General features: G+C 46.9%; 22 protein-coding genes and 1 pseudogene. 11 read left to right on the top strand and 12 right to left on the bottom strand.

Features of this window, described 5'->3' with window-relative positions:
- Window positions 1–2: 2 nt before the first annotated feature.
- The 9 genes from E4N66_RS11390 to E4N66_RS11350 all read left to right on the top strand — a co-directional run bounded on the left by E4N66_RS11390 (window position 3) and on the right by E4N66_RS11350 (window position 9,434).
- Entirely contained in the window at window positions 3–1,460 is a 1,458-nt protein-coding gene (locus tag E4N66_RS11390) for a hypothetical protein (RefSeq protein WP_044014051.1), read from the top strand.
- Window positions 1,457–2,734, top strand: coding sequence for a nitrogen fixation protein (locus E4N66_RS11385; RefSeq protein WP_253728106.1), 1,278 nt, complete (start codon window positions 1,457–1,459; stop codon window positions 2,732–2,734). The genes E4N66_RS11390 and E4N66_RS11385 overlap by 4 nt, the downstream gene beginning before the upstream one ends.
- The gene (locus tag E4N66_RS11380; protein WP_253728105.1) at window positions 2,724–3,746 is read left to right on the top strand and encodes an RnfABCDGE type electron transport complex subunit D; all 1,023 of its coding nucleotides are present in this window, start codon (window positions 2,724–2,726) and stop codon (window positions 3,744–3,746) included. The genes E4N66_RS11385 and E4N66_RS11380 overlap by 11 nt, the downstream gene beginning before the upstream one ends.
- Entirely contained in the window at window positions 3,743–4,213 is a 471-nt protein-coding gene (locus E4N66_RS11375) for a hypothetical protein (protein WP_253673609.1), read from the top strand. The genes E4N66_RS11380 and E4N66_RS11375 overlap by 4 nt, the downstream gene beginning before the upstream one ends.
- A 1-nt stretch (window position 4,214) precedes the next feature.
- Window positions 4,215–4,811, top strand: coding sequence for a hypothetical protein (locus E4N66_RS11370; RefSeq protein ID WP_253728104.1), 597 nt, complete (start codon window positions 4,215–4,217; stop codon window positions 4,809–4,811).
- A gap of 12 nt (window positions 4,812–4,823) precedes the next feature.
- Window positions 4,824–5,387 carry a hypothetical protein gene (locus tag E4N66_RS11365; RefSeq protein WP_253728103.1) on the top strand — a complete coding sequence of 188 codons (564 nt, stop codon included), beginning with the start codon at window positions 4,824–4,826 and terminating at the stop codon, window positions 5,385–5,387.
- Between the two features lie 137 nt (window positions 5,388–5,524).
- Window positions 5,525–6,148, top strand: a complete 624-nt coding sequence (locus E4N66_RS11360) for a TP0733 family outer membrane beta-barrel protein (protein ID WP_253728102.1) — start codon at window positions 5,525–5,527, stop codon at window positions 6,146–6,148.
- Between the two features lie 15 nt (window positions 6,149–6,163).
- On the top strand, window positions 6,164–7,207 hold the full coding sequence (locus tag E4N66_RS11355) for a hypothetical protein (RefSeq protein WP_253728101.1): 1,044 nt from the start codon (window positions 6,164–6,166) through the stop codon (window positions 7,205–7,207).
- Complete coding sequence (locus E4N66_RS11350) at window positions 7,200–9,434, top strand: AAA family ATPase (RefSeq protein WP_253728100.1); 2,235 nt, start codon at window positions 7,200–7,202, stop codon at window positions 9,432–9,434. The genes E4N66_RS11355 and E4N66_RS11350 overlap by 8 nt, the downstream gene beginning before the upstream one ends.
- Before the next feature lie 51 nt (window positions 9,435–9,485).
- Here the strand turns inward: E4N66_RS11350 and E4N66_RS11345 are convergent, their stop codons facing one another.
- From E4N66_RS11345 to E4N66_RS11325, 5 genes are all read right to left on the bottom strand, one after another.
- On the bottom strand, window positions 9,486–10,376 hold the full coding sequence (locus E4N66_RS11345) for a DUF4340 domain-containing protein (RefSeq protein WP_253728099.1): 891 nt from the start codon (window positions 10,374–10,376) through the stop codon (window positions 9,486–9,488).
- Window positions 10,373–11,941 carry a Gldg family protein gene (locus E4N66_RS11340; RefSeq protein WP_253728098.1) on the bottom strand — a complete coding sequence of 523 codons (1,569 nt, stop codon included), beginning with the start codon at window positions 11,939–11,941 and terminating at the stop codon, window positions 10,373–10,375. The genes E4N66_RS11345 and E4N66_RS11340 overlap by 4 nt, the downstream gene beginning before the upstream one ends.
- Window positions 11,938–12,672 (bottom strand): ABC transporter permease, encoded by a 735-nt coding sequence (locus E4N66_RS11335; protein ID WP_016522893.1) that lies wholly within the window; start codon window positions 12,670–12,672, stop codon window positions 11,938–11,940. Before E4N66_RS11335 ends, E4N66_RS11340 begins: the two co-directional genes overlap by 4 nt.
- The gene (locus E4N66_RS11330; protein ID WP_253728097.1) at window positions 12,669–13,505 is read right to left on the bottom strand and encodes an ABC transporter ATP-binding protein; all 837 of its coding nucleotides are present in this window, start codon (window positions 13,503–13,505) and stop codon (window positions 12,669–12,671) included. The genes E4N66_RS11335 and E4N66_RS11330 overlap by 4 nt, the downstream gene beginning before the upstream one ends.
- A 79-nt stretch (window positions 13,506–13,584) precedes the next feature.
- Window positions 13,585–14,118, bottom strand: coding sequence for a nitroreductase family protein (locus tag E4N66_RS11325; protein ID WP_253728096.1), 534 nt, complete (start codon window positions 14,116–14,118; stop codon window positions 13,585–13,587).
- 162 nt (window positions 14,119–14,280) lie between these two features.
- Here E4N66_RS11325 and E4N66_RS11320 point away from each other — a divergent pair, with 162 nt between their 5' ends.
- Window positions 14,281–14,922, top strand: coding sequence for a YoaK family protein (locus E4N66_RS11320; RefSeq protein ID WP_253728095.1), 642 nt, complete (start codon window positions 14,281–14,283; stop codon window positions 14,920–14,922).
- A gap of 140 nt (window positions 14,923–15,062) precedes the next feature.
- Here the strand turns inward: E4N66_RS11320 and E4N66_RS11315 are convergent, their stop codons facing one another.
- From E4N66_RS11315 to E4N66_RS13015, 3 genes are all read right to left on the bottom strand, one after another.
- Window positions 15,063–16,121 (bottom strand): PTS sugar transporter subunit IIC, encoded by a 1,059-nt coding sequence (locus E4N66_RS11315; protein ID WP_253673630.1) that lies wholly within the window; start codon window positions 16,119–16,121, stop codon window positions 15,063–15,065.
- Window positions 16,122–16,192: 71 nt separating this feature from the next.
- Window positions 16,193–17,125 carry a 2-dehydropantoate 2-reductase gene (locus tag E4N66_RS11310; RefSeq protein ID WP_253728094.1) on the bottom strand — a complete coding sequence of 311 codons (933 nt, stop codon included), beginning with the start codon at window positions 17,123–17,125 and terminating at the stop codon, window positions 16,193–16,195.
- Window positions 17,126–17,536: 411 nt separating this feature from the next.
- Window positions 17,537–17,821 carry a CC/Se motif family (seleno)protein gene (locus E4N66_RS13015; protein WP_305880151.1) on the bottom strand — a complete coding sequence of 95 codons (285 nt, stop codon included), beginning with the start codon at window positions 17,819–17,821 and terminating at the stop codon, window positions 17,537–17,539.
- 217 nt (window positions 17,822–18,038) lie between these two features.
- Here E4N66_RS13015 and E4N66_RS11300 point away from each other — a divergent pair, with 217 nt between their 5' ends.
- Entirely contained in the window at window positions 18,039–18,848 is an 810-nt protein-coding gene (locus E4N66_RS11300; protein ID WP_044017008.1) for a hypothetical protein, read from the top strand.
- A gap of 4 nt (window positions 18,849–18,852) precedes the next feature.
- On the opposite strand, the gene E4N66_RS11295 is transcribed toward E4N66_RS11300, so the two are convergent.
- From E4N66_RS11295 to E4N66_RS11280, 4 genes and pseudogenes are all read right to left on the bottom strand, one after another.
- Complete coding sequence (locus E4N66_RS11295) at window positions 18,853–20,193, bottom strand: glycoside hydrolase family 3 N-terminal domain-containing protein (RefSeq protein WP_253728092.1); 1,341 nt, start codon at window positions 20,191–20,193, stop codon at window positions 18,853–18,855.
- A 63-nt stretch (window positions 20,194–20,256) separates the two neighbouring features.
- Window positions 20,257–22,125 (bottom strand): sodium-extruding oxaloacetate decarboxylase subunit alpha, encoded by a 1,869-nt coding sequence (oadA, locus tag E4N66_RS11290; RefSeq protein ID WP_253728091.1) that lies wholly within the window; start codon window positions 22,123–22,125, stop codon window positions 20,257–20,259.
- A 97-nt stretch (window positions 22,126–22,222) separates the two neighbouring features.
- Window positions 22,223–23,046 (bottom strand): annotated as a pseudogene (locus E4N66_RS11285) (ISAs1 family transposase).
- On the bottom strand, window positions 22,983–23,318 hold the full coding sequence (locus E4N66_RS11280) for a transposase family protein (protein WP_253728090.1): 336 nt from the start codon (window positions 23,316–23,318) through the stop codon (window positions 22,983–22,985). Before E4N66_RS11280 ends, E4N66_RS11285 begins: the two are co-directional and overlap by 64 nt.
- Window positions 23,319–23,395: the final 77 nt, after the last annotated feature.

Genomic DNA, 23,395 nt, shown 5'->3' with positions numbered 1-23,395 from the left:
CCATGAAGCGGCTGAACGGTTTTTTATATTTCTTGTCGGCGTTCATCGCAACCGGAATCCTCTTGCTTTTTATTATCTTTCCTCTCCGTTTTTATGCTCCTGTGTGGGATGGGTACCGGATAGCAGCGGTTCCCTGTTCGGACGATATTGAACGGTATGTTTCTGCTGCGGAAGAGGCCGGTATATCGGGAGCTGCATCGGAGTTTTCCGTTTCAAACCGCTTTTCATTACTAGGAACCGGCCGGCATGAACGCTTTCCATTTACCGATATCGGCCGTTATACCCGATGGTTCCGCGATGACGACGGCGGATATCAATATCTGTATCTTCCATATACTTCGATTTTTAAATACCTTTCGTTCTATTTTTCGCTCTACGGTAAACGAGCTCATTTTTTTCTTGAAGCTGCTATTCCATATAGTCCGATACAAGGGCTGCTTGCGCTTATTCTGTTTGCCTACTGTATTGCCGGTTCCCGTAAAAAACTGCTGTTTTTTGCCGCTGCGTTCAGCTTTGTCTGTTACGCTTTTTGTATTAAAAGCAGTTTATCGTCTGCAACTGCCCTGTTAAGTATATTGACTGCCGCATATTGGTTGGAGGCTCTGGAAAACGAATTGACTATTCAGTGGAAGCAGCTTAAAGAGCGGATAAAGCATAATATATTCATGCTGATTCTTCCTGCTGCCCCGCTGTTGACTGCGGCTATCGATGGAATAGTTTCCTTGTGTTTTTTCTTGCTGGCGCTGCTGTTATCGGCAAGTATACTTTTTTCCGTATACAGCTTTTTACAGCTGAAAGAGACGTATTGGGAGCAGTACCGTCAACATCCTTCGTTAAAGCTGTTTGCCATGCATCCGCAATCATGGGCACAGTTCTGGAATACACGATATGCAATTACTGCTACCGTTTTAACCGGCTGTTTGCTGCTGGTGTCTGCGATTATACCGCTTGTGTTCTCAACGAACCGTTTAAGTCCCGCTGCCGCTAAATTGAATGCGCCTCAGCCGGTTTCACGGCAGCCGATTCCGTTTACCGATTCCGGCTTTTTTACCGTGCAGGCATCGCGGCCGCAAGATTATCTCCCCGATTTAAGTAACTATATAGAAGATTATTGGTATACGGCTGTTTTACCCTACCTGAATGTGCATGAACCGCTCCAGCCGCTTACGCCGAATATGCGGGTGTACTTTGATTCCTATTATGAGAATTCAGAGGGAAAACTGCATCGTGAAGAAAGAGTTATCTATTCCTTTGATACGGTGTTTATTCTTCGAGCTTTAAGAAACGAACGGCTGGCGCTGCTCCCGCTAGAAAAGATGCTGATAGCCCAAGCCGGTTTTTCTGCTGCTGCCTATCGCCCCTTATATGTATCTACACTGACTCCGTTTGCCTCGTTTTTTATTATCCTCGGCACGTTGTTATTTCCCTGTGTTCTGATTATAATGAGCAAAATACGATGATGGAATTTATACGATTTAAACGAGGACAACAGCAAGTAAAATATATCCGCTTAGAGCCCCAATTTGAAGGAAATGCTTTTCTGCCGCAATATGCGTTGGTTCCGCTTGCATTCAGAACACAAACGAGCAGCCTTCCGCTGGTCTCCGTAGGAGATTTTGTGAATGAAGGACAGATGGTTGCCCGTGCAGGGAATAGCTTATCGGCGCACGTTCATGCCTCGGTTCCCGGTATTGTTTCGGGGATTGTTGACGCACAGCTTCCAAACGGTCATTCATTCCGCGGACTCCATATCAAAACGGGAGGCAGCTTCGGTATATTGGGGAAGCAACGTACTCCGTACTTATGGAAGCAAAGCGATCAGATAGGGCTGATTCATTTCCTTGACCATGCCGGTTTAGTGAATACTTCAGGAGAAACGGTTTCTCTTGCAGAAGATATGAGAGCGGCGGCAAAGCACGGTGTAAAAACGCTAACCGTTATGCTTTACGATAAAGACCCTACATGTATGCTGGATTCTTTTTTAGCCCACCGTTTTATCCGTGAAGTTGCAGAAGGAATCGGCATTATCGCTCATGCGATGGGCGCCGCAAAAATCATCGTTGAAACAGGTACGGAAAAGAAAGACCGTGCCCTTTTTGATACAATCGGAACCGTTATTTCCAACCGCGATCTTGCACATCTCACCATCCCGCAAACCTATCCGGCAGGAACTGCCCATACACGTTCGGCAGAAAAAGATGCTGTCGTGATCGACGCTTCGACTGCGTTGTCGGTTTATGAATCGGTGCAGCACAACCAACCGATGTTGACAACGTATTTGCTCCTTACCGGCAAGACATTGGAACATGCCAAGGTTATTAAAGTACGCATCGGGACACCGATCGGACATCTAATAGAAGAATGCGGCGGCTTTAAAAGCAAAAATACACATATCATTATTAACGGTTTGTTGCGCGGAACATTGGTTGACAGTTTAGACTTACCTGCCGGCAAGGGAATTAAATCGATCCACGCGGTCGGGAAAGATATTGATATTCAACAACAACTGGAGGAATGCGGCCATTGCGGACAATGCCTGCGGAGCTGCCCGGCATATATCGACCCCATCGATACGGTACGCCATATTCAAAGAGACCGGTACACCTCCGAAACGCTGTGTTCTATTGCATTATGCAGCGGTTGTGCCTGTTGTTCGGCAGTATGTCCGGTACGTATTCCGTTAAGCGCGATTATCAAATCGGCAGCAGCAAGAGGAGATAGTTATGCCGTATAACCGTACAATGCCCGCTCCTGCGCCTTACGTCTATACCGGTATGAATGCGCGGCAGACAGCTATACTCGTGCTGAGCCTCCTATCGCTTCAGCTTATCGCGATGGGCATTATGCACGATTTTGCAAGTATCTTTCTGGTTATATCCGCCGGAGCGGCGGCAGCGCTTGCGTCTTTTCTTATCGGTTATATGCAAGGGAAGGGTACCTTTGATATTCATGCGCTCGTAACCGGATTGTTGATCGGTTTTTTCCTACCGGTTAACGGAGGCTTCGTTTTTAGCTTTTTGATCGCGTTTATGAGTTATTTTTTCAGCTGGGGTGTTTTCGGCGGAAAAGGTTCCTCATGGATTAATCCGGTCATGCTTGCCGTCTGTATTGCAGCAGTCTGCAAACCCGATTGCTTTGTGCAACCGGTCAGTGCCGATCGGATACTCTCCGGCGGTAGCGTTTTTGCAGCGATGGACGGTTCCGGTCTGTTGCAGACACCGGCCGACCAATATATAACGTCAGTGTTTAATTCAACATTTTTGCACGGGGTTGATGTAACGCTGCCGGAAGGGTATATCAGTCTTTTCCTTCATTATCCATCCGCCGTACCGGCTTTCCGTTATAATCTCTTAACGTTATGCTCTTCGATTGTATTGCTGTCAGTAAAAACGATTCATAAAACACTTCCTTTTACCTTTTTGATCGTTTACGGTCTGCTTGTGTATTTGTTTCCCTCCGCAGCGCAAGCAAGTGCATACGGACAGGGTGATATATTATCTGCGCTACTGACGAGCGGCGCTCTTTTTTCGGCCTTTTTTGTCATGAACGACAGCGGCTCTATTCCCCGTTCATGGGAAGGGAGATTCATCACGGGTATACTGACCGGCATCTTAGCTTTTTGTATTGCGGGTCCCGGTGCGATACCGGCCGGTATTCCTTTCGCCGTTTTATTTGTTGATTGCCTCACCCCCCTCATCGAGTGGCTCGAAGCATATTTTTATAAAAGAAGACGAGGTGCATTATGACCGATGCTGCAAAATACCTTTTAAAAAAATATGCCGCACTTGCCGGAATTGTGCTTGTATTCTTTGCCTCATTTTTTGGGCTGTCATATCTACGGAAAAAAGCGGATGCCCAATATTTGACCGCCGCAGCAGAAAAGCTTTGCCGTGCATATCCGGGCTTTAAGGATCAACAAATAACAATCACGGGCATTGGTAACTCAAGAGTATCCGGCTTGCCGTTCCGCACTGTATTGTCTGCATCATACTCAGGATATGAAGCTTTTGTATTTATGCTCCCGCTAACCGGTAAGTACGGTGTTTATCCTGCCGTCTTTTTTTATGAACGCTCAATCGGTTGCATCTTCTGCGGACTCGCCGGAGTTGACGCCCTTCCGGAGCAAGCGGAGCGCTACGGAATAACGCAGACAGCCGTTGCAATGCAGCAAGATAAAATTGAAACGGTAATGAAGCGGTGGGAGTGGTGGTAATATGATAAACAAATCTATTGTCTTTTTTTTAGGTTTATGTCCGGTCATCCCCCTCGCAGCTCATTTTGCTGAAGGTTTGATCTTTATTGCGGAATTTTGGTTTCTTTTGGCTGTCGGAATAGCAAGTAAGATGCTTATTGATTATTTTAGAATTGATAAATTTTCTCAGATGATACTCTCCCTTGATATTATTCTTGCGGCAGCCTTATATGCGCAAATCGTAGGGGCAATTTTTCCCGTGATGGCAATTAGCCTTGAAAGATACATATATATGGTTGGGTTTTCGTATATACTGATTATCAGCATCGGTATGTATGATTCAAGCCAATATCCGTTTGAAGTGCCGATACTCTATTCGATTCTCTTAGCGGCTATTTCGATATTGCGGGAACTCGTGGTGTTCGGTACGGTTTCTTTACCTGCTCGCTCCGGCTTATTCAGTATTACGCTTATCCCGTTCCCTTTACCGCTTAAGTTTTTGGGGAGCAGCGCCGGCGTTCTTATGATGCTCGGTGTTGCACTCTGGCTTTTCCGCAGTTTTCATAAGGGTGAACTTTTGCCGTTCCAAACCGATGAATCGTATCGAAACCGGCAGTAGGGGAGATTCCGTATGTTTATTGCATCCTTGATCTTTTTTTATACTTTTCCTGCTTCCTTAGTCTTTTTGCACGGTATCGGTTTGGAACGCCTTTCGATGAATGCGCGTTCAACCCGCGCAGTGATTCCGTTTATTCTACGGGATGGCGCAGTGATACTTATTTCTGCGTCACTCAGCTGGCTCCTTGAATTTTCTCTTTTATTACCGCTCGATATTGTAAGTATAACGCCGATTGCCGCATTGATAATCGTGTATCTGTGCGATCTGACCGTACACCGAATATTTTTTAAACATTCTGAAAGTCGGCTGATACGGGAACGCTTGTTTTCGGGCGGTACCGTTATCTTTGCCCTCTATCAGGCTTTCACCTATATCGAACTGATTGCTATTCTGGTGAGCGCCTTAGTAAGTATGCTTGTTTGGTCGTTTGTACTTTGTGCCGTCAGACGGAGAGTTGAAGAGAGCAATGTCAGTACACAATGGAAAAATGCACCGCTATTACTAATCAGTATGGGGTTGATTGCATTAGCGCTCTATGCATGGGATATCGCTTGGTTAACGCCGGCGCTTCTGTAACCTATGGTACAAGGTGATTGTTTACAGATACTTTACAAGGCAAGTTTGATATTGTTTTATCGGGATCTTCTACAAATCTATACCTGAGTTTTTAGAGATGCCCAATCCTATAAAATGAGATGGAGTTGAATTCCTTTATGAAACGTTGTTGGTTATTTTTCTTTTTTTCTATTTTGATATGGAATACCTTTGCGCAAGAAGCTGCCGAAACTCAAGAACCGGAAACACCGTCTGCACAAGCCCCTATTGCTGCGTATGTTTATGAACCTATTCGGAAGGGCGATCAGTTTATCCGCATGGGTTTACAGCTGGGGATACCGCTTTTTAATACCTCACCGAATAAGTTTGCGATTAAACCCAATATCTATCCGGGCGGCAGCATCTTCCTCGGTTATACTCACTATCTGACGAAAGGAGTTTCCATCGGCGGTGATGTTGCTTTTACCTTTCATTTAACGCGCGGCAGCAATCTCTATTTTGCCATTCCCTTTACAATCAATTCAGGATACACCTTTGCAATCGAAAAATTCCGTATTCCGCTCACGTTTGGGATCGGCGGTGATTTTCAATCCTATAACGGTACGCGGTATTTCAGCTTGTTTTTTAGACCGCAAGTCGGCGTTTTCTATCAGTATTCCCCCGAATGGTCGTTCGGCGGCGAATTATCATGGGATATTGTTCCGCAATGGTATAAAGATTCAAGCTTGAATCGTACGGGCAATTTCTTGAATATCGGCTTTGCTGCCCGGTATCACTTTTAAAAAAGGAACAGAACTATGAAGAAAAGAATTTTTGCAATCGCTTTTGTAATTTCTGTCATAATCGGTTTATCAGCATGTAAAAATCCGCCGATATTCGCTGCGATAGAGCAGGAGGTAAAGCTCAATCCTGCATCCGTTAAAGGCTTCGTCTGTGGAATAGTTGAGATAAACGGTACGTTATATGCTTCAAACGGAAAAATATGGTACAAGGCAAAGGGAGAAACAGGAAAATGGTCGGAGCTGAGCGGCTGTCCATCGGGGCGTTGCACAGGGCTTGCTGTCAGTGGCTCCGATCTCTATGCCGCATTCGGGCAAGGCGATACCTTCACAATTTATTGGTACGACACGGGAGCTAAATCTTGGACTGAGGTGTCCGGACTAACGGCGAAGGCTGTTTTCGGAACGCGGGTGGTTTTTGCTATCGACTCGAGAACGAGCGGTAATACGACAACCTATACGATAAGCAGCGCTATTGAAAGCGGTACGCCGAATACATGGGCGTCGCCTACCGACAAGGCGCCGGTCGGTGCAGCCGGTTTATACTGCTTATTGGAAGACGGTCTTTACAATAATACCGGTACAAAGGTAATCGGAACCGACAGTCCTTCTTCTGGACTAAAGGGGATTTGCGAAGGCCCTACAGACTCCGTCTTTGTTGTTGACAACACGAAATTGTACTGTTATGACGGCAATACTTCGACTTGGACAAATATTGTACACGGAGTAAGCAGCCCGCAAAGTATTACTTATTTGCCGAGTAAGCAGTTAGTACTGATCAGCGGTATAAAGGGATATGGGGAAATTAAATTGGCTTCAGCGACTGATACAAATTTAGCGAATGCCCACACCGTCTCTGCCGGTTCCGCAGATTCTTCCGTACCGTCGGCAAATATCCATCAATATAACAATAGTGTTGGAAAACATACGATTAATCCTATTTATGCGCTTGATTACGGTACCGGTTATATTATCTATGTGGGCGTAAACGATCCCAACGCAAAATATACCGGCTTGTGGGGCTTCTATTCTTTTGGTAAAAAAGAATGGAACCGTGAGTAACGATTTATTTGAGACGGCAGCGGCGGCGGAACGGCTTCCGCTTGCTGCACGAATGCGCCCCCGCAGTCTTGACGAATATATCGGGCAGGAACACATTGTCGGGAAAGGGCGGTTGTTAAGAAGAGCTATCCAAGCGGACAGGCTCTCGTCCGTTATCTTTTTCGGGCCGCCGGGAACGGGAAAAACAACTCTTGCTCAAGTCATTGCCAATCATACCAAAAGTAATTTTTTAAGTTTAAATGCCGTCCTTGCAGGCGTACAGCAGATACGCGATGCGATTGCATCGGCGGAGCAATATAAAAAACTCTACGGAAAACCGACCATTCTTTTTGTCGATGAAGTACACCGATGGAACCGCGCCCAACAGGATGCTTTGCTGCCGTGGGTGGAAAACGGAACCATTATTTTTATCGGCGCGACAACCGAAAATCCTTTTTTTGAAGTGAATAAAGCCTTAGTGAGCCGCAGTCGGGTATTTCAGCTCAAGGCGCTCACCGATGCCGACCTGTACCGGACGGTGGAACGGTGCTTGCAGGATACGGAGCGGGGCTACGGAAAATGGAAAGTCTCTTTTACCGAAGGCGCATTGGAACACCTCGTCGAAACCGCCGCAGGTGATGCCCGCAGCCTCTTAAATGCGCTTGAGCTAGCTGTTGAAACCTCTGTTGATAACTGGCCGCCGCCTGCCGGTACGGAAATCACTATCGGTATGCAAGCTGCCGAGGAAAGTATCCAGCAAAAAGCGGTGCTCTACGATAAGGACGGCGATTACCATTACGATATCATCAGTGCCTTTATAAAATCCATCCGAGGGAGCGACCCCGATGCGGCGCTCTACTGGCTTGCCCGAATGGTGCGGGCAGGGGAGTCCCCTCACTTTATCTTTCGGCGTATGCTTATTTCCGCTTGCGAGGATATCGGACTTGCCGATCCTCTCGCGCTGACCGTTGTTACAAGCGCGGCGGCAGCCTTTGACCGTATCGGTTTGCCGGAGGGCAGGTACCATCTCACCCACGCGGCGCTGTATCTTGCAACCTGCCCAAAATCGAATAGCTCGCTCGGTTTCTTTGACGCTCTCAAGGCGGTAGAAAAGGAACAAACCGAGGTGCCGAACCATTTGAAAGACGCGAACCGCGACGGAGAATCGCTCGGGCACGGCGAAGGGTATCTGTATCCCCATGCCTACCGCGACCACTGGATTGCGCAGCAGTATCTGCCCGACGAACTGATCGGCAGGGTATTTTACACACCCGGATACACCGGCTACGAAGAAAAGATACGGAATGAGGTACTGGCAAAGCGGGAAACCCAGCTGGCTGCAATACACGAGGCTGCCGAGGGAAAGAAGGATGCCTTTACGGTTGAGGACTGGCAGGCACGGACGGAAGGCAGCAGCGCCGAAATACTGGAGCAGATACGGGACACCATTATCGGACTGGCAAACCTGTCCGTCGATGACCGCGTGTTGGTGTACCGGGCTGACGGAGGGCTTTTGCTGTGGCCGAGTACCCGTATCACCCTCAACGGATGTACCGCAGGAATCTTTGAATACCCAGAAGCCTTACACTCCGCACAGCGGTACGCGGAAACCTTTGAATTTTTAAACCGTCCGATTATGACCGTGCTTCCAGTCTGTACCCACCCTAGTGAAAAAACACCTGCCGCTACTCAGCTCGATGAAAAAGCTGCTCCTCCGTCAGATAGTAAGGCTCTTTTTCCCGAGCTGGCGTTTGATGTTGTGCTTTCGTATAACCCCGCTGCGACTGCGGACGGTTTTACTGCTTTCTTTTCCCGTGTAGCGCAAGAGCATACCGCCGGTGCACGTATCATTTTTGCATTCGCGCTTCCGCAACAGGGACTCCGGCTGTCGGCACTGCTCCCGACTGATGAATCCGTAAATCGTTTTTCGGCTGCCGAAGCCGCATTTTTTTCAGACAGCCGAAATACGCGTACCGCATGGACGGAGAACACCGTTGCAGACATCGCCGAAAAAGCGGGGTACCGCGTACAACTCTTAAAAAAAGTAGACTATAAGGAGAAGCGGCTGATAACGCAGGCGGAACTCGGACGATGGTTCTCAATAGAATCTGAATACGGCACGGCAATCCGCAGCGCTTTTGTTTCGGAGGAAGGTGCCCTCAAAAAAATCATTCAGCAGCTGGAACAGCGGTGTAGAAAACCTGCCGTGTATACCCGCACCGTCGTATACATGAGCGTTTCCCTTTAGAGGAACTCCACCATAACGGCGTTTTTACCCAATTCTTAGTTTCTATCCCCATTACGAATTACATATTGCATCGATATGCCGGAGCAGCTGTTCGCAGGTATACCCGCTGATGAGGTAGGCATTTGAGTTGCGGTTATCGAAAAATACATAGTCGCCGCTTTGCAGAGGAGTAAACGAAAAGCGTAGCTCCGTGCCGTTACCGAGTGCTAAACGCACCCGTGCCGTTTGAGGACTTTGCAATGGCGGCGCGCTGTATATATCGATACAGGAGAATTTTTCTAAAAAGCTTTCCAATGCGCGGAACGCATCGCCGTTCGCTTCCGTCCTGATTACGCTGTGATTTCCGTACTCCAAGCCTTGGATGCCCGTGCCGCGGAAAAGCGCCGCGTATATCTGTAAATCGAGCCAGAAGGGAGCGGCGACCGTTAAAAAAGGTTCAAACGCATTATCGATTAAAAACACCTTGACGCTTGTTCCCGTCCGTACATATCGACCGGCGCCGGCCGCATCGGTCATTCCGAAAAAGAGTTCCGAAAGAATGGTTTTATCCTTCCGCACAAAGACAATACGCGAAGCGTGTCCATCATCGATTTCGTAATCGGGATAATCCTGCGGGCGTGCCGATATGGGGAGAAAGGAGCGTCCGGCACCGAGCAGCGAAAAAAAACGATCGATAATTTCCTGCCTGACCGGATAGCTCCCGTTTCCGGTGCGGAGATAAAAGCGGGCGCCGTCTTTAATCAGTGTTATTTCGCCCATCTCTACCGGTTCAGCCCTTGTCGGAATGGAAAACCGGATTTCCGCAACCTCGCGGATATCCTGTTCATGCATCAAGCTACTCGAAAAAACGCCCGCCCATGAAGGCCGGTGTAAAAAGCTCAGCGCATAGCAGCAGAGCAGCACGCAGAGGATGATAAACAGAACCTTTGTTTCTTTTTTCATGCGCGGTTCCTTCGCCGGAAGATGTACAGCGCGGCGCCTGCACTGATAATCAGCAGGGGGACCAGCACAAGGTTAAAGATACGGGCGGTGGCGATAATGCGGTTAAACGCTGTATCGCTTTCAAAATAGCGGAAGGGTAAAACCGCAGGCTGTTTGTTTTTCAGTTGCAAAAGCGCATCCTGCCGCGCAATCCAGTACACGGTATTCACCATAAAGTCCAAATTCGCATCGGAATTTGTGTATTCTACGGCGGAACTCACGCAATACTCATCCGCAATCACCAAGAGCCGCGCATTGTCTGCGCCGCTGATACCGCTTACCACATTGACGCCCCGTTCGCTGAAGGCTGCAAGCGGATAGGCCGCGTGTTCGCCGTTTGCTGCTGCGGCGAGCTGAGTTCCGTGTGGGTCGGTGTTATACGGCGGCTGTTGCAGCGCCGACCTGTTGCTTGAAACAAAGAGCGGAAGCGGCGTCTTTCCCCGCGCGGTAGTACAAACCACCTCCGACGGCCAGAAAAACTGCACGGGCTTTGCCGCAGATAGCAGCGGAGGAATCGCTTCCGCCTCTTGACGGAACACCTGAACCCAAAACGGGTAGTTGATATGCTCGTACCGAGAGCCGTCGGCGGCCGGTAATGTCATGCGGAAGTTTACGGGATCCATCACAAGATTAGTCTGCACCGCAAAGCCGGAGCGGGCGAGCAGTTCAAGCAGTCCGTCATCTTTTTTGGGTGTTGCCTCCCAGCTGCCGCCGATATCCACGGTGTTTGCGGACACAAAAAAGACGGCGGAACCGTACCTGTTAATGAAAGTATCAACAGCCGTCAGCATATCGGCATCAAAATAGGAAGAACCGATGACCAATAGTGGAATTTCGGGGTGCAGCTCCAGATAAGGCTTGGTCAACATAATCGGTACAAAACCCGCATACTCAAGCCACGGCAGTACATACTTATAATTGCCCGTTGCGCCATTTTCTGTACCGCCTTCGGGAAGCGCAACATAAACGGAGCGGTCTCCCTTTCTCCCCTGCGCATCCTGATTCATCTCGGTAATAAAACGCGCAATATCAGCTTCAAGGGTGTAGATATCGGAAAGGAACGGAATAACGCGGCTTTCCCCGCGATATTCGCACAGCAGCCCCGAATAGAGGTTTTGCAGTACCTGCGTATTGTTGCTGTTCCGCTCAATTTGCCGAGCGACAATGCCGAGCTGATTCAGCTGTTGCGGGGAAAGCTTCTCCGTATCCTTGTATAGCACGAGGCAGCGTCCGTCCGCAGTACGCTGATATTCTGCGAGGATATCTTCAACATATTGCAGCGACGGCAGGAATCCATCAATATTGTACGAGCGGAACCACGTGATTGTTACCGTGCCTTCAAGGCTGTTCAGTATCGATCGGGTATAGGCTGAAAGCGAATAGGTGTGCTGTTGCGTCATATCAAGCCGGGCATAGAGCCGCTGTGAGAGCAGCGCTGCCGTTACTACAATGGCACCCAACAGCAGGGCTTGAATACGGTACTCTTTTACGCTGCGCATTTTTATGTTTATCGGTTTTGTTTTCATCGGCTTTCCTCCTGAACGTACAGTAAAAAGACCGAAAGCCCCTGCGCCGCAACGATGAGCAATATATAGAAGAAGAAATCACGAGTGTCGAAAATACCGCGCGCAGCCGATTCAAAATGAAGCGTAAAAGAGCAATAGCGCAGTATTTTTACAATGGCTGACGGGAGCGGCAAAACTTGAGCAAGCACGTGGCTTGCGGTAAAAAAGATGCCGGTAAAAAAGCTGAGCAAAAAGCTGACGGCGGTATGCGCAGAGATATTTGAAAGTGCGAGCGACCATGCGGTAAAGGCTGCGCCGAAGAAGAGAACGGCACAATACGAAAGAAAAAACGGAAAAAAATCAAAATAGACAAGCGGAATAACCGAAAGCGGAATTACCATCGTAAGTGTGGCGGCTCCTGCAAAACAGACGAGTAGCGCTGCATATTTTGCCGCGGCAAGCAGGCGTTTATCCACCGGATAGGCGGCAAGAAGGCGGTCGGTGCCGTGCTTTTTTTCATCAGCCCAGCTATTCATCGCAAGCAGAGGAATGACAATACAGAACAGGAACGGCAGATTGAGGAAAAAGGAGCGGAAGTCCGAAAGCCCCGCCGAAAACCAGTACCCTGAACCCACGAACGGAAGCGCCGCTCCGAGGTAAAGCACGAGCGCTGCCGCATACAGTGCGGGGCTGTATATGAGGGTATGTAGTTCCTTGTTAAAAAGCGCCTTAAACGCCGGGAATCGATTCATCGCCGCCTCCGCTTACCGGATTCGGAAACGGCGGATTCACGGAACTCGCAGGTGGTAACTCCGGCGTACTGTTCAAAGGTCTTGAACAAAAGCGTATCGGAAGCAGCATCTTCTTCAATGCCGAAGTCCTCGTATAAACGCTCGGCGAGTTCCGCCCGTGTTCCTCCGGCAATCTGCCGTCCTTTGTGGAGCAGAATATGCTGCGAGCATATTCGTCCGGCCAGTTCAAGCTGATGGGTGCAAAGGATGACCGCGGCATACGTGGATAGCGCGAGTATCTTTTTTTCAAAGTCTTTCAGCTGGAACGGATCAAGGCCGGACGCGGGTTCGTCCAAGAGGACGAGGCGGGGATGATGGATAATCGCTTGCGCAAGCCCTACCCGCTGCCGATACCCTTTCGACAGCTCCTTAATCCGTTTGGTGTATACCTCTTGCAGATCGGTAAACTCAACCGCCTCGTCAAGCAGGTCTTGCTGCACGGTGTTACCGAAGCCGCGCATTTGCAGCGTAAAAAGTAAGAACTCCCGTACCGTCATCGAATCATAGAGCGGATTTTGCTCATACAAAATCCCGATATTCCGCTTAGCCTCGATCGGTTCGTTCAAAATGGAGTATCCGCAAATCGATACATCTCCGGAAGAGGGCAAGCGGTACCCGCTGATGCTGTTCAATACCGTACTTTTCCCCGCCCCATTTAATCCGAGCAGGGAGTAGATACCTCCAGCCTCCGCGGTAAAACTGATGTGTTCGCAGCCGGTTTGCCGCTTCTTTCCTGTGCCGTAATATTTACAGATGTCCTGTACTTCAAGGATAATCACTGTCACCTCTGCCATTAAGAACTGCTTGTAGCTTTAATACTTTTAGTGCCTTATTGGAAACCTCTAAAAATCTAACCGAGTTTTTAGAGATGCCCTATTCTTTGAAAACCGTAATATCGTCCACGGTTTTCCGTTTCGGCATCGGCGGCTCTTCGGCAGCATAACCTACGGCAATAACTGCAACGATAATTTGATTTTCATCGATATTAAAAAACTTTCTGATTGCCGCCTCATCGTAAATTCCCATAATAAGTGTTGCAAGCCCTAACTCATGCGCTTTAAGGCAGAGGTTCATCGCCTGCATTCCATGGTCGTAGTACTGAAAGCCGCCTTTAAGGTGCGTTTCATATTCCCCGTTCCGTGTAAAGCCCGAACGCTTATTGACCACTGTAGACACAATCAAGACCGGCGCATTTTGCACACTCTGCCGATTAAAATCCGCAAGACATTTTGCAAGCTCTTTTTCGGCATTACCTTCCGCTACATAATAGCGCGAAACTTGAGAATTTTTCCACGAAGGAGCGAGAATCGCCGCCTGAATAATTTCCCGTACCAGCTCACGCGGTACAGGCTGATTTGTATATTTGCGCACGCTTCGGCGCTGTTCCATACATGTTTGTAAATCCATACGAATACCTCCTGATGAGAATGTACTATATCACTTTTCGGATAATCAACAAACCCCGCCGCAGAGTGAGAACGGCAGGTATTAAAGCCTTTGTATGAATAAATCGCACTGTCCAGAATAAATCGCATAGCTTTTTTATCGAAATCGGATTATAGTATTCGAGTGAGTAAAAGACATAAACTTATTCTAACGATATTAATACATCTGCTAACCTTTATCGCAGGGTTTCTGAACGGTGTATTTTTTATTACAGCCGGTACGGCGGTCAGCCATCATACCGGTACTATTACTCGTGTAGCGCTGACCCTTTCCAAAGGAGCGATTGCGGAGGCAGCAGCATTTTTATTGCTTATTCTTTCTTTTTATATCGGCGCATGCATCTCCGGTATGCTTTTTCACAAGAGTGATTGTACATTTTCAAAACGCTATGGCATTCTTTTATTGGTTTTTTCAACAGTCTTTTTTGCAATAGCCGTTATAGGACCTCCACTACGTATTGTCCTTTCCATAACTTGTGTGATACTCGGTATACAAAACGGTATGTTCATTCCTTATGACGGAATTTTAATACGAACTTCGCATTTTAGCGGCTATTTAACGGATGCGGGACTCGCGATGGGGAAAGTTATCCGTGGAAAAAGGCAAGAACTGCGACGCAGTGTACACTATCTGTCCGGCATTATATGTTTCGCAGCCGGTGCTGCCGCCTCCGCATTTATGCCTTCTTCTTTATTTTTTTATATTATTGCAATTTTCTATTTCTTTACTGCGATATTTTATTTTGCTTTTATTCGTGCGGTTTAATACCTGCCGTTTTTCGGTAACGCTCTGCGTCGGGGTTGTTGATTCTCATGATATGATATTCTTACATAAAGATATTCCGTCTTAATACGGCAACTGCACCGGAAATATCCGATACAGTTGCCATACATGACGTTAAATACCTACACCGCTTCGGATTTATAAATTTCCGGCTTATAGAGTTTAATTATTTTTGTAAACAAAATATGCAGCAGCAAAGCACAGCCGAACGGTACAACTAAGTATGCAATCAGCAATGCACCAATCCGCACAGCAGGTGATCCGCTTAATAGCTCGTATGCCTTAATCGGACCGACAAGTCCTGCAATACCAAAACCGGCACTCACCTTATCACCCATAATACCTAGGAAACGCCCTGCGATCCCTGATGCAGCGGCCGTTAATACAACCGGCAATGCCATAATAGGGTAACGCACAAGGTTTGGAATCATCAGCTTCATACCGCCGAGGGCAATAGCTGCAGTAATTCCAGCCTTATTTACACGCCACGATCCTACAATAAGTACGGCAGTACAAGCAGCAACACCCAAGTTTGCAGCCCCTGATGCCAACCCTGCAAGCCCAATCGCAATGCCGATTGCCACCGTCGAAATAGGTGAGATAATGACAATAGAGAAAGATGCGGCAATAAGAATACACATCAGTACCGGCTGCAGCACGGTAAACGAGTTAATACCGCGGCCGATTGCAGCGCTTACTTCTGCTACATACGGCAAGATAAAGAGTCCCAATGCCCCCAACCCGCCTGCAACAATAATCGGCTGCACAATAATCGTAAGCGAGCCGAGCTTGTTACCCAACCACAGCGTAACAAGGGCTGCCAGTGCAACAATAATCATCACATTGATTAAGTCGCCGATACCGGCAAGTTTAACAATACCGTCTACATGGCGTACTGCTCCAGACGCGATAAAACCGGCAAGCCCGATCATAGAAGCCTTAATCGGCACAAAACCAAGCTGTATACCGACGATAAAGCCGATCACCGCAGATACCAAATATTGCACATCCGCAACAGACTGGTACAGCATACCGAATATGGCACCGTATGGCGCCAACGCCTTAAATATCTGTCCTAAAACAGCGTTAGCAATAAGGGCAACAACAATCCCTGCAGCCATGCCATTTAAAAGCGTATTAATAAAAAATTTAACCGTAATTTTCTTTGTTTGTTCAGCCATAATGTTCTCGATCTTATATCCTTATACTATCAAATACGGGAGTACCCCAAAATGATACTCCCATTGCCCTTTTATAACCCGAATAATTTCTCTTTGCCGTGTACAAAGGTGGTAATAAGATCACAATACGGTGTAGGGATATGCAGTTCTTTACCTTTACGGGAAATATAACCATTTAAGAAATCAATTTCGGTTAAACGGTGATTTTTGATCAGATCCTGGTGCATCGAAGGATAGTGCTTTGCCCCGACAAAGTCCGGCTGCGTAAACCCGTAAACGTAGTCAGTTACGGAGTCGATATCCAATGTAACCCCTTGTGTTTTTGCTATTGCGGCAAATTCAGAGATGATACAGCGCATCATATCTTTACAACCTACGATACTGCCAAGCTCCAGCATATTGCATTCCATAATTGTGCAGGTGCTGTTCATTGCTCCATTGAGTGCTGCCTTCCGCCAAATAGACCATAAAATATTATCGGAATAAACTGCAGGCATTGTTGCTTTATTGAGCGCTTCTACAATGACCTCCGCACCGGCTTTACCTTCCGGTACAATATTCTGAATTTCTGTTTTTCCATGACTTGACAACACTGCACTTCCCGGCCCCTTCATACCGGCAGTTACTACCGTAACACCCATAAAAATATTTTTAGGAGCGATAAACTTTTTCAGTGTTTCAGTATGACCGAGTCCATTCAAAAGACAGAGGATTTTTGTATCATCCCGCAGAACATGTTTAATACTACTCAGCATATGTTCCAACTGCATCGATTTTGTAAACACGATAACAAAATCGGCAGTGCCCTTAAACTCTTCCGGTTTATAAACATCGATCTTTGTCGATAATTCCGCAGTACCGTCTTGCAAGTGCAAACCGTTTTTTCTAATTGCATCGATATTATCCTGCCAACCGTCCAGCAGTGTTACATCATTACCGCTTTTTTGCAGCATAAAACCGAAACTGCAGCCCATAGCACCTGAGCCGGCAATAACAACCTTCATAAAAACTCCTCTATTAGGATAGACCGGCATAATAGATAGCATATTATCTATAAAAATAGGATTATAAAACCCGTATATAACACCGCTATCCTAATAGCCGGTATTTTATCGCTTTTCATATACAATGTCTATAAATCAGACTCCGGTATCACGGAACTCACAGTGTTGGGCAAAACTGAGCTCCCTGATAATATTTATAAATTATTGCAGGCTTTCAGTTTATTTTCTTCCGTTTAAGAATAGAGACGGTTCATATAAAAAAGAAACAGTTTATATTTACAAAGACGATAAACATCTTGAAATAGATAAAAAGGAGGGGAAGCTCATTTCGGTAACCCCAACAATCGATTTTCAAAATAGATTGAAAATCGATTGCCGGAGGCGTTCATCCTGCGGGGATAACTTCTATGGCTAATATGCCATCCCTTCTACCGCTAAAGAATCCATCCACAGCATCTTAACCACTGTAACGGTCAGTGTTCCATTCTCGGTTTGAGTTCCTTTGCGTACATAGACGGTAATGCCGTCAGCATTAAAGGTATCGTAGTTATCGAGCGAATCAGGCGAACCGGCAAACACGGCCGGTTGAGGTACGACGCCGCCTCACGTACGGCATCCGCCTAAATAGGTATACACGCTGGTTTCATTGTGTTTTGCAAGAAAAGTTCTTGCTTTTTCATCAACAGTAACTGTCATAGTTCCTCCTTTTTCTTTAATACATTAAAGAAATGCTTTATAGTTATAGGATTTATTCCTATTTTCTAGAGGTAATATAAAAAAATTTTGACTTTTCGTCAAATCTATTAAAAAAATGTCAGGGTAAACTTATTGGATGTTGTTTGATGTATTTACCAGTAATATGCGATGTGCAGATCACTTGACAAAGTCGAGAAATAGCACAACCATACATATTATGTTATATAATAAACATTCATTATGCTTTGCTCTGCTGTTCGTTTATATTGCAGTGGTATTTCTTCCTCTCTATAGTGCTGAATCAAAAATGTCTAGCAATTCAACAGAGGAAGCAGCAGAACATCAGAAAAAAAATTTATTTGGAGATGTTTCTCGAAGCTCGCCTTTTTCTGAGCAAGAATATGACCGACTTATTTTAAAAATGTATGTTAGTTCCGCCAATATCCCGTTGTATTGGTTTGAAAAAGGCGAATGGCAATTAAAAGAAGATAATTGTTGGGTGTCAGGGAGTGAGGATGAGGTCGTTTCTCCCTACCAATTTAATATGATAAAGCATGTTCGCTATTATAGATACAAAAATATGCATCCGCTTGACTCTGCATACTATGCGCAAGATGAAGGTACCGTAAATTTCCTAAAGAGGTTTTGTTTTTATCGTTTTACGGGGAAAACCTTGTTACCATGGCTTGATGTGTATCTTTTCGCGCTGGATATGCATACAGGTCTTCTCTTTTACTATGCACTTCCAAGTAGATTTGATAAAATTTTGGGAAACAGCGTCCCTCGGGATTGGGTTGCGCTTGAAAAGCACCCTTATGTAAAGGAAAAATTTCCTAATAAAAAATTTTATGAATTTGATCCGATTGGTATTATGCAAACAAATGGAAAGATTTTCTTATATGAGTGGTTTACTGAACAAAATAAACGAAAAGATTCCGATATCGGTGTTTATATTCCGCATTTTGACGACTACAAAGACATTGCTTCACAAGCATCTTCAGGCTATTCTCCATATCGGATAAAATGAGTTTTTAACGAATTGCCTTTTCGTATACGGAGGAAGCTTCTTTTGCGTGCCGGAATTTTTCCCAATCCGGTGTATGCGGTATAGAGAAGTTGTCGGCAGCAATGGGCTTGCTTGTATCGATGAGTTTCACTTTTTGCTTGGCAGTTAAAACGTGAAGCACTGCTTCGTCAAGCCGCTTTGCAAACGCAGTATCGGTGCGGGCTTTTTCGGCAATGGCTGTAATCAACGGATAGATTTTCGACAGCGAACACATAACCATATCACAGCCGGCAGCGATTGCACGTACAGCATTTTCTTCAGGCGATGCGCCGTTCCGGTTTAATGCCTGCATTGCAATGTCGTCGGTGATGATAAGACCGGAAAATCCCAATTCATTACGGAGCAGGGCAATTCCCTTTTCGGAAAAGCAGAACGGCACCGCTTCAATTGCCGGCACCATAATATGAGAAATGAGCGCCACTGCCGCACCGTCTGTAATTGAAGGCCGGAATACTGAGCAATAGCGGCTGAGGAAGGTGTCATAGTCAACGGTTAATTCGGCAGCGCTTTTGTGTAAATCCGCGGCGCCGTTGCCGGGAAAGTGTTTGACCGCCGCAAGAATACCGGCGTCCTGCATACCTCGTACTGCGGCGGCGGCGTATTCTCCCGCTTGTTCGGTTTCCGGGCTGAATGTCCGCGTACCGAGCGCCGCTGCAACGTGTTTCGTTCCCGCTTCCGCGACCGGTGCTAGATTAAGATGGAGACCAAGCTCCCGCATCTGCTGTCCCAACAATCGGTAGAGCTCCTCCGTTTCCTCGACGGAAAAACGCTTGCCGATTTCATCTGCAGCGGGCAGCGGGGCGGTGATGCGGCGGGTTCGGTAGACGGTACCGCCTTCGTTATCGAGCGCGAAAAGCGGCGGGATAAAAGTATGACCTAAACGGCGCGCCGCTTCCTGAAAACCTTGTACGGCCGATTCCAAAAAATCTGCGACCGCTTGGGGCGTGTCCGCGATATTATATCCGAACAAAAGCACGGCGCCCGGAACGGTTCCTTTAAACGATGCGATGCTTTTTGCATCCGCTGTTTTGCTTCCGGCAATATTAACCATCAGTACTTGCGCCGCTTTTTCTTCAAGCGAAAGCTGAGAAACAACGGCATGTAGGGCTTCCTCATTTTGAGATGATGCCGTATGTTCGGAAGCTGCCGTTGATATGGCAAGATTGCAGAGCTGTGCGGCTCTCTTGCCGATATGTTCGGGAGAGCTGCCGTTCTGCGCTGATGTTGGTGTTGCTTGTGCCAAGGCACCAAAAGGCTGCGCAAATAAAGAAGGGATGATAAAAAAGAAAACAGTTGCAGCCGTCAAACAACAACTGCAGCATATTTTTTTTATTGCTAACATGGAGAAGCACTACCGGCGGAGCGGCTGTTAACGGATTTCTGCGAGTGAGTCGCCTTCTGCAATCTGTGCACCGGCTGCCGCCGTAAAGTGAATAACGCCCGCCTTATGTGCATTGATTTCCAACTCCATCTTCATCGATTCGAGCATCATGACCGTTTGCCCTTCGCTCACCTGTGCACCTTCTGTGACAGTGTACCGTAATAGCGTACCCGCAACGGGCGCGGTAAGTTTTTCGCCGCCTGTTCCGGCTGAAGTTTGTGCGGACGCAGCGGGCTGTTGTGCTGCCGGTTTGGAGGCCGGTGCTGCTTGCGCTGCGGCAGGGGCTGCTGATGTGGTTGATGCTGAAGCTGCGGCAGCCGTTTTTTGCGTAGATGCGGCGGATGCATTCTCTTTTACACTCACCGCGTATGCAGTACCGTTTACGGTGAATGTTCCGTTAGATGAAGAAACCGCATAATCGGTTCCGTTTACCGTTACCGTATACGAGCCGCTGCCGTTCGCAGTACCCACAGCTTTTTTCTCCGCCGCCGGCGCCGTAAACACAACGGGGCCTTTACTGCGCTCTTTAAAGAATTTGGGCGCAACCTTAGGGAACATCGCGTAAGTCAAAACATCTTCGATGGAATTGCCCGCGCCGTTCTCTTTTGCTTCGGCTTTTATTTTATCCAGCTCATTAGGAATGAGGTCGGCAGGACGCGCTGTTACAGGGGCTTCTACTTTTGCTTCTGCCAAAGCAATTTTTACCAGTTCTTCATTGCACGGAGCAGGGGTTTTACCATACCGGCCGATAAGCAGATCGCGGGTCTCTGCGGTCAGTTTTTTATACCGGCCGAACAAGACATTGAATACCGACTGAGTACCGACAATCTGGCTGGTCGGAGTAACAAGCGGAATATAGCCACAGTCCTTTTGAACAATCGGGATCTCTTTTAATACCGCATCCATTTTGTCGGAGGCTTTCAGGTCGCGCAGCTGGTTTTCGAGGTTGGAAAGCATACCGCCCGGTACCTGCGACACAAGGATACGGGTATCTGCGCCGAGGAAGCTCGATTCAAACTGAACGTAATGCTTGCGCACTTCACGGAAATAGGCTGCAATTTCAAGAAGCAGGTTAATATCCAAACCGGTATCCATTTCGGTACCGCGGAAAATTTCTACCATAGTTTCGGTTGGGCTGTGCGAGGTTCCCATCGACATCGATGAAATCGCAGTGTCCAAAATATCAGCGCCCGCTTCCGCCGCTTTGAGCAGCGTCGCTACGGAGAGCCCTGTTGTTGCATGGGTATGAATATTGATCGGGATGCTCGTTTTTTTCTTGATAGCTGTTACCAAATCAAATGCTTCAAACGGCTTTAAAAGCCCTGCCATATCTTTAATACAGATGGAATCGGCACCGAATTCCGTATACGTTTTTGCCAGTTCCGCATATTTTTCGATAGTATGATACGGAGTCGTCGCAAAGGAGATCGCCATTTGGACATGCTTGCCGGTTTTCTTTGCTGCATCCGCCGCACGTTTAAGATTGCGCGGATCATTAAGCGCATCAAAGATGCGGAATACACCGACGCCGTTATCGGCAGCAGCTTTCACGAACGCATCGACGACATCATCGGCATAGTGCCGGTAACCCAATAAGTTTTGTCCGCGCAGCAACATCATAATGGGAGTATTCGGCAAAGCCTTATGCAAAGAGCGCAGCCGCTCCCACGGATCTTCATTTAAAAAACGGATACATGAATCGAACGTCGCTCCGCCCCATGCTTCCAGGCTCCAATACCCGACGCTATCCAACTTGCTGCAAATAGGCAGCATATCTGCAGTTGTCATGCGCGTTGCGTGTAAAGACTGATGCGCATCCCTTAATACCAGATCGGAAATCCGAACTTTATGTGCCATACATTACTCCTATGCGGTTCATACATTGAACATTAAAGTATAATGATATTGCTTATTGCTGGTTTTTGCAAGGTATACACCTTTTGAAAACAGGGCTTCAGCATGAAAAAAGGATCTGAGCTCTAAAATTATCGTCGTAGATGCAAGCGCGCTTGCCCATACTGAGCGTATCCATTTTAGAAAGCATCTTAATTCTATTGTAGACAATTCTTCTGATAATAGCTAGGTTTTCTGCTGCATTCCGGTCAAGAACAGTACAGGCATCATCAGAAAACAACACATCTAAACACCAATGTAAGTTATTTTCTATCGCCCAATGACTGCGTACTCCCTTTGCAAATTGTTTTACATCTGTAAGACTCGTAATAAAATAGCGAATTTCACGGCATTCTTTCCCTTCCTCGTTACAATGCTTTCGACCATACCGAATGCAGCAAGGTGCTTCCACTCCTTTTTATCTTCAAACCATTCTATGTTGGTATCAAGGCTATATATTCGCCTTTCTATTCTCCCGTGCCCTTTATCAAAGGTCGTATGGACGATCCGAGTCGATGGTGCAGGACTAAGAAAGAAGTCCTTTACCTCCTGCTCCATAAGCGGATGATTTCCTTTAAGAGCCAGAATATAATCATTATCTTTTGCAATCTTTTTCACTATTTCTTTCTGACATAGCATTGCATCAGCGGTTATAATGACGCCTTTGATTTTGAGTATCTGTATCAGCCTTTCAGCGATTGGTATTTCGTTCGTCTTTTCGCTGCTGCATTCCATCTGTCCGATAACGACTCCCAATTCATGGCTATAAGCGTGTAACAGATGCAATGGATCTATGCCGACTTCTTTCAACCCGCTTCCTCTTAGACTTTTCCATCTAAACTGACATAACTGCCTACTGGAATATCGAGTTCTTCTTCTATCCAGCGAATAAATACACTTTGAAACTGTTTTGGATCTAACATTCCTAGTACTCGCCGTACCGTATCATATGAAGGCAGTCCATTCGGCAGTTTAAGACCGATAACATCTCGCAACCATTGTTCTTTTAGCCGCGCAAACTCTCGAATCCCATAGATGCTTCGTTCTCCGGCACTTACTCCACACATTACTACCATCAGTATTTCACTTATCGAATGCTTTACTTTCCAGTCTTGCCGACTGTCTTCTACTTGTTCAAATAATATCCCTTCCACCATAACGTTACTTTACTATACTTTTCTTTCATGCTGAAGCCCTGACACCCTGTAACATTCGTAAAATTATGATACACTGA

It is taken from the genome of Treponema sp. OMZ 857 (assembly GCF_024181085.1).
GTDB lineage: Bacteria > Spirochaetota > Spirochaetia > Treponematales > Treponemataceae > Treponema.
This window is presented reverse-complemented; position numbering and strand designations above follow the sequence as displayed.

What these genes read in the sequence shown, in the direction of transcription:
- E4N66_RS11390 (WP_044014051.1), top strand. Translation starts at nt 3, where the DNA reads ATGAAGCGGCTGAACGGTTTTTTATATTTCTTGTCGGCGTTCATCGCA.
- E4N66_RS11385 (WP_253728106.1), top strand. Translation starts at nt 1,457, where the DNA reads ATGATGGAATTTATACGATTTAAACGAGGACAACAGCAAGTAAAATAT.
- E4N66_RS11380 (WP_253728105.1), top strand. Translation starts at nt 2,724, where the DNA reads ATGCCGTATAACCGTACAATGCCCGCTCCTGCGCCTTACGTCTATACC.
- E4N66_RS11375 (WP_253673609.1), top strand. Translation starts at nt 3,743, where the DNA reads ATGACCGATGCTGCAAAATACCTTTTAAAAAAATATGCCGCACTTGCC.
- E4N66_RS11370 (WP_253728104.1), top strand. Translation starts at nt 4,215, where the DNA reads ATGATAAACAAATCTATTGTCTTTTTTTTAGGTTTATGTCCGGTCATC.
- E4N66_RS11365 (WP_253728103.1), top strand. Translation starts at nt 4,824, where the DNA reads ATGTTTATTGCATCCTTGATCTTTTTTTATACTTTTCCTGCTTCCTTA.
- E4N66_RS11360 (WP_253728102.1), top strand. Translation starts at nt 5,525, where the DNA reads ATGAAACGTTGTTGGTTATTTTTCTTTTTTTCTATTTTGATATGGAAT.
- E4N66_RS11355 (WP_253728101.1), top strand. Translation starts at nt 6,164, where the DNA reads ATGAAGAAAAGAATTTTTGCAATCGCTTTTGTAATTTCTGTCATAATC.
- E4N66_RS11345 (WP_253728099.1), bottom strand. Translation starts at nt 10,376, where the DNA reads ATGAAAAAAGAAACAAAGGTTCTGTTTATCATCCTCTGCGTGCTGCTC.
- E4N66_RS11340 (WP_253728098.1), bottom strand. Translation starts at nt 11,941, where the DNA reads ATGAAAACAAAACCGATAAACATAAAAATGCGCAGCGTAAAAGAGTAC.
- E4N66_RS11335 (WP_016522893.1), bottom strand. Translation starts at nt 12,672, where the DNA reads ATGAATCGATTCCCGGCGTTTAAGGCGCTTTTTAACAAGGAACTACAT.
- E4N66_RS11330 (WP_253728097.1), bottom strand. Translation starts at nt 13,505, where the DNA reads ATGGCAGAGGTGACAGTGATTATCCTTGAAGTACAGGACATCTGTAAA.
- E4N66_RS11325 (WP_253728096.1), bottom strand. Translation starts at nt 14,118, where the DNA reads ATGGATTTACAAACATGTATGGAACAGCGCCGAAGCGTGCGCAAATAT.
- E4N66_RS11315 (WP_253673630.1), bottom strand. Translation starts at nt 16,121, where the DNA reads ATGGCTGAACAAACAAAGAAAATTACGGTTAAATTTTTTATTAATACG.
- E4N66_RS11310 (WP_253728094.1), bottom strand. Translation starts at nt 17,125, where the DNA reads ATGAAGGTTGTTATTGCCGGCTCAGGTGCTATGGGCTGCAGTTTCGGT.
- E4N66_RS11300 (WP_044017008.1), top strand. Translation starts at nt 18,039, where the DNA reads ATGTTATATAATAAACATTCATTATGCTTTGCTCTGCTGTTCGTTTAT.
- oadA (WP_253728091.1), bottom strand. Translation starts at nt 22,125, where the DNA reads ATGGCACATAAAGTTCGGATTTCCGATCTGGTATTAAGGGATGCGCAT.
- E4N66_RS11280 (WP_253728090.1), bottom strand. Translation starts at nt 23,318, where the DNA reads ATGGTGGAAGGGATATTATTTGAACAAGTAGAAGACAGTCGGCAAGAC.